Annotated in this window: 5 protein-coding genes; 2 read left to right on the top strand and 3 right to left on the bottom strand. The window is 72.1% G+C overall.

The window, feature by feature from the left end; all coding sequences use genetic code 11:
- Positions 1 to 1,098: serine/threonine-protein kinase (locus tag PROKR_RS15830; RefSeq protein WP_036964577.1), on the bottom strand; the 1,098-nt coding region annotated here is incomplete at its 3' end.
- 185 nt (positions 1,099 to 1,283) lie between these two features.
- On the opposite strand from PROKR_RS15830, the gene PROKR_RS15825 reads away from it, so the two are divergent.
- Positions 1,284 to 2,357, top strand: coding sequence for an adenosine deaminase (locus tag PROKR_RS15825; protein ID WP_051433037.1), 1,074 nt, complete (start codon positions 1,284 to 1,286; stop codon positions 2,355 to 2,357).
- A 132-nt stretch (positions 2,358 to 2,489) separates the two neighbouring features.
- Positions 2,490 to 3,512 (top strand): L,D-transpeptidase family protein, encoded by a 1,023-nt coding sequence (locus tag PROKR_RS15820; protein WP_245605845.1) that lies wholly within the window; start codon positions 2,490 to 2,492, stop codon positions 3,510 to 3,512.
- A 56-nt stretch (positions 3,513 to 3,568) separates the two neighbouring features.
- Here PROKR_RS15820 and PROKR_RS15815 read toward each other — a convergent pair whose 3' ends face one another.
- A complete protein-coding gene (locus PROKR_RS15815; RefSeq protein ID WP_051433036.1) occupies positions 3,569 to 4,777 on the bottom strand; it encodes a UDP-N-acetylmuramate dehydrogenase in 1,209 nt (402 codons plus the stop codon).
- Positions 4,778 to 4,933: 156 nt separating this feature from the next.
- Positions 4,934 to 5,465: MFS transporter (locus PROKR_RS15810; RefSeq protein ID WP_036964574.1), on the bottom strand; the 532-nt coding region annotated here is incomplete at its 5' end.

Raw genomic sequence — 5,465 nt, 5'->3', positions numbered from 1 at the left:
GAGGCGGTCCACCGACGCCGGGACGGCCGCGCGCCGCGCGGACGCCGCGGGCACGGGGGCGTTCACGTGCGCCCGCAGGACGTCCTCGGCCTGCGCCCGCTCGAACGGGGCGTGCCCGGTCAGCGTGTAGTACGCGAGCGCACCGACGGCGTAGATGTCGCTCCGGGCGTCGAGCGGCTTGCCGCGTGCCTGCTCGGGCGACATGCCGATGACCGATCCGGCCACCGTGTCGCCCTCGCCGTCACCACCGGCGGGCCGGGTGAGCCCGAGGTCCAGCAGGCCGACGGCGAACGTGCCGTCGGGCAGCTTGTCGACCATCACGTTGCGCGGGGCGATGTCGCGGTGCACCAGGCCCGCCGCGTGCACCGCGGCGAGGCCCTCCAGCAGGCCGTCGATGATCATGAGCGCGTCCCGCCAGGGCAGGCCGCTGTCCCCGGCGTAGTCGGACAGGGAGACGCCCGGCATGCGATTCATGACCGTCCACGGCACGCTCGCGCCCGCGACGTCCTCCTCGCCGGAGTCCAGGACCTTCACGACGCCCGGGTGCGTCACGAGCGCCGACGCCTCGACCTCACGCTGCAGGGAGGCCCGCGCGTTCTGGTCGTCCACCAGGTGCGGGTGCAGCACCTTGACCACGAGCGGCTGGTCGAGATCGGCCTCGGGTTCCGCGGGCTCGGTGATCTCCGCGGTCGCGTCGGGATCGACCTCGGTCTCGGACCCGGACTCGGCGGCCGACTCGCCGTCGACGTCGGACTCGGCGTCCGAGCCGGACCCGCCGTCCTTGCTGTCGGAACCGTCGCCGGAGCCCGCCTCGTCAGCCGTGGCCTCGTCGGCCTTCGGCTCGTCGGCATCCGCGGCCTCGCCGTCCGAACCGGCGTCGTCCGCCCCGGGCGCGCCGGCAGCGCCCGTCACGTCGGCCACCCCGGACGCCGTGTCCTCGTCGGCAGGCTTGGGCTCCGGGACCACGACGCGCTGCGCGTCGTAGACGGTGAACGTCGCGCCCGTGCCGAGGACGTCGACCAGCTCGTACCTGCCCCCGAGGACGACGTGCACCGGGAGGTCAGCTGCGTCGGCCTCACCCGTGTTGTTCTCAGTCACTGGTTCACCGGAGTCCGTCGTTGCGGATCGAGCGAATCAGTCATTTCGGCTATCTGCGGCATGTTCTTCTCAGGATACGTAGCGGAGAGCGCGCACACCAAAGATGGTCGGCGCGATGTGTGTGAGTAGTGCGGAGTATCACGATCGCGGCTGCCAGCAGCACGCTGCTTTGTCAGACTACGCAGATGCGCGACCTCGCACTTCTTCCCAAGGCGCACCTCCACCTGCACTTCACCGGATCCATGCGGGTGCCGACCCTCGTCGACATGGCTGCCGCGTACAACGTCCGGTTGCCCGATGCGCTCATCGACAACGACCCCTTGCGCCTGCCCGCCACGGAGCGCGGCTGGTTCCGTTTCCAGCGCCTCTACGACGCCGCACGCGCCTGCGTGCGGTCGGAGGGCGACATGCGCCGCCTGGTCCACGAGGCAGCGGCCGACGACGCCGCGGAGGGCTCGGGCCGCCTGGAGATCCAGGTCGACCCCACCTCCTACGCACCGTTCGTCGGCGGCATCACGCCCGCCGTCGAGATCGTGATCGACGCCGCGCGGACCGCGAGCGCCGCGCACGGGATCGAGGTGGGCGTGATCATCGCGGCGTCGCGCATGAAGCATCCGCTCGACGCGCGCACGCTGGCGCGGCTCGCCGCCCGGTACGCGGGCGACGGCGTCGGCGAGGTCGTGGGCTTCGGGCTGTCCAACGACGAGCGTCGCGGGGACACGTCGCAGTTCGGTCCCGCGTTCGACATCGCCCGCCGGGCCGGCCTGGCAGCCGTGCCGCACGGCGGCGAGCTGCTCGGGCCGGACCACATCAGCGAGGTCATGCGCGAGCTGGTGCCGGACAGGATCGGGCACGGTGTGCGGTCCGCCGAGGACCCGCGGGTGCTCGCGGAGATCGTGGACCGTGGCGTCGCGCTGGAGGTGAACCCGGGCTCGAACATCGGGCTGGGGGTGTACGGGGAGGCGAGCGAGGTGCCACTGCGTACCCTGGTGGACGCGGGCGCCGTCGTGGCGCTCGGCGCGGACGACCCGCTCCTGTTCGGGTCGCGGCTCGTGGACCAGTACCAGATCGCGCGCGACGCGCACGGGTTCACGGACGCGGAGCTCGCAGGGCTGGCGGCGTCGTCGATCCGGGCCAGCCGGGCGTCGTCGTCGACCAAGGCGCGACTGCTGGCCGAGGTGGACGCCTGGTTGCTGGCCCCGGACCCTGCCGCCGCGCCGGTTCGGTTCCCCGCAGGCGGAACGGTCACGATTGGGTGACGATCGACTGTCCCAACGATCCTGATCCGCCGCGCGTCGGTTAGAGATACAGGACACTCGCGGGGGGACGACGTCGTCTCGTGGGTGTTGTGCCGCGCCACCCCCAGCAGGCGCGGTCGAGGAGGAGTCACGATGCGGGTTGTGCACAGCAGGTCCAGCCACGGCGTGGTCAGCCGCGCCGTGGGCAAGCGGGTCGTGGGCACGTTGGGCGCGGTGGCGCTTGCGGCGACCCTGCTGTCCGGCTGCGGCGACGACCAGGAGCCGCCGGCGGAGGCGGACCGGACGACGAGCTCGCCGAGCGCGTCCGCGCCCCAGGAGAGCTCGCCGAGCCCGGAGCCGACGGCAAGTGAGCCGTCCGAGGAGAGCGAGCCGAGCGCCACACCGTCCAAGAGCGCGAGCGAGGGCACGGACGAGGGGTCCGGCCAGGGCGACGAGGACGCCGACGGGTCGGGTGACGACGCGAACGACGACGCCGGCTCCGACGAGGGCAAGGACGACGGGAAGTCCGACGACAAGGGCGACGACAAGGGCGGCAAGGACGAGCCGGAGAAGCCCGACTACATCGAGTACGGCGAGAGCAGCACCCGCGTGGGCAAGCTCCAGCAGCGGCTGCAGGACCTCGGGTACTTCGTGACCTCCGTGGACAAGGCGTACGGCGGCGAGACGCAGCAGGCGGTCTTCGCGCTGCAGAAGGCAGCCGGCCTGTACCGGGACGGGGTGGTCGGTGACGCCACGCAGGCCGCGGCCGACAAGGGCGTCGTGCCGAAGGCGCAGACGTCGTCGGGCAAGGTGCTGGAGATCGACATCGACCGGCAGCTCGTGCTCGCCGTCGAGAACGGCAAGGTCGTCAAGGTCATCAACGCGTCGTCCGGCAACGGGGAGACGTACCAGGCCAAGGGCAACACCTACACGGCGTACACGCCGCGCGGGTCGTTCGCGGTGTACCGCGAGGAGAACCGGATGTACGCGTCGGGCCTGGAGCTCGGCGACATGTGGCGGCCCAAGTTCTTCACGGGGGGCATCGCGGTCCACGGGTCGGCGTCCGTGCCGGCGTTCCCGGCGTCGCACGGCTGCGTGCGGGTGTCGAACAGCGCGATGGACTGGATCTGGGACACCTGGGGCGCCCCGTCGGGCACGCCCGTCGTCGTCTACTGAACGTGTCAGGCGCTCAGGTCACCCGGGTGACCTGAGCGCCTGACACGTCGTGCGGACTAGAGGGAGACGCCGATCAGCACGGTCTCCGGCACGAGGGTCACGCCGAACCGGTCGCGGACGCCGTCGCGCACCGCGCGGGCCAGCGCGATGACGTCCTCGGTGCGCGCACCCCCGCGGTTGGTCATCGCGAGCGTGTGCTTGGTCGAGAGGCGTGCGGGGCTGTGCTCCCCCGCCAGGCCGAAGCCCTTGGCGAAGCCCGCGTGCTCGATGAGCCAGGCGGCGCTGGTCTTGACGAGCGTCGGGTCGATGGCGCCGAGGCTCGGGCCCGTGGTCGTCTCCGGCGTCGCGGAGCGGACCGGGTAGCGCGGGGCGTCCTCGGGCAGGTGCTCCAGGTGCTCCACGGGGATCACGGGGTTGGTGAAGAACGACCCCGAGTTCCAGCGGTCGTGGTCCGGCTCCCCGTCGAAGCCCGGGCTGTCGAGCAGCATGCCCTTGCCGCCGCGCAGGCCCAGCACGGTCTCGCGGACGTCCTTCATCGGGGCGCGCTGCCCCACCTCGACGCCGAGGCGGCGGGCCAGCTCCCCATAGCCCACCGGCGCGGACAGCGTGCCGAGCCGGAACTGGAACTGGACGCTCAGCACCACGTAGCGCGGTGAGGGGTACCAGGGGGCGCGCGGGTCGCCCTCGCCCTTGATGCCCTCGCGCCCCTCGCCGTGCATGGAACGCTTGAGCAGCGACGTGCGGTACCCGAAGCCCAGCTCGCCGACGGAGAAGGTGCGTACCCGGCGCTCCCCGCGGTCCCAGGTGCGGACCAGGGAGACCACGCCCGACAACTCCTGGCCGTACGCGCCGATGTTCTGCACGGGGGCGGCGCCGACCGTCCCCGGGATGCCCGACAGCGACTCGACGCCGACCCAGCCTTCGTCGACGGCGCGCGCGACCAGCTCGTCCCAGTTCTGGCCGGCGGGTGCGGTCACCACGGCACCGCCGCAGGAGTCGTCCGACTCGACGGTGATCCCGGTGCGGACGTCACGGACGACCACCCCACCGAACCCCTCGTCGGCCACCAGCAGGTTGGAGCCGCCGCCCACGACCAGCAGCGGCACGCCGGCGTCGTCGGCGGCGGTCACCGCCTCGATCATTGCGGCCTCTTCCTCCGCCTCGACGTACGAGGCTGCCGGCCCTCCAACGCGCAGCGTGGTGAGGTCGGCGAGGCTGGGAACCACCGCTTGTGCCTGGACGGTGTCTGCCGGGTATGGGCTCACCGTGCAAGCCTATCTACCCGACGCGTTGGATTTGTGCACATCTTCGACATGGCGTGGGTGATGTCTGCCAATTCTGGAACCTTTTGGTGTCCGCAGACGTGTTCAGTGCTCGGTTTCCGCGGCCTGGCCTGGGCTTAGCCGCTGCCGCGATCCCCGCTACCTCTTCACACCTGCCGCGGTCGGCAGGGGTCGGACGGAGCGCGCCACGACGAGTCCAAGCACCATCGGGACGAGCAGCACGAGCACCGCGAGGCGGTAGCCCGTGGAGTGCGCCACGAAGCCGATCAGCGGCGGGCCCACGAAGAACGCGGTGTACGCGATGGTCGAGACCGCGGCCACCCGCATCGCGGCCCGGCGCGGCTCGTCGGACGCCGCGCTCATGCCCATCGGGAAGCCCATCGCGGCGCCCAGGCCCCACAGGCCGACCCCGACCAGCGCGAGCCACAGGACGGGGACCAGGGCGAACGTCAGCACGCCCACGAACGCGAGCCCCGCCGAGATCACCAGCACCGGCACCCGTCCGTACCGGTCGATGGCGCGGGTCCCCGCGAGACGAGCCGTGGTCATCGCGGTGAGGAAGACGGCGAGGCCCACGGCGCCCATGCCGTCGGAGGTGCCGAACCCGTCCACGACCGCGAGGCTCACCCAGTCGTTGGCGACGCCCTCCGTGAGGGCGGCGCTCAGCACC

The organism is Promicromonospora kroppenstedtii DSM 19349, assembly GCF_000515355.1.
GTDB lineage: Bacteria > Actinomycetota > Actinomycetes > Actinomycetales > Cellulomonadaceae > Promicromonospora > Promicromonospora kroppenstedtii.
The sequence above is the reverse complement of the archived record's forward strand: the minus strand, read 5'-3'. Positions and strand labels throughout refer to the sequence as shown.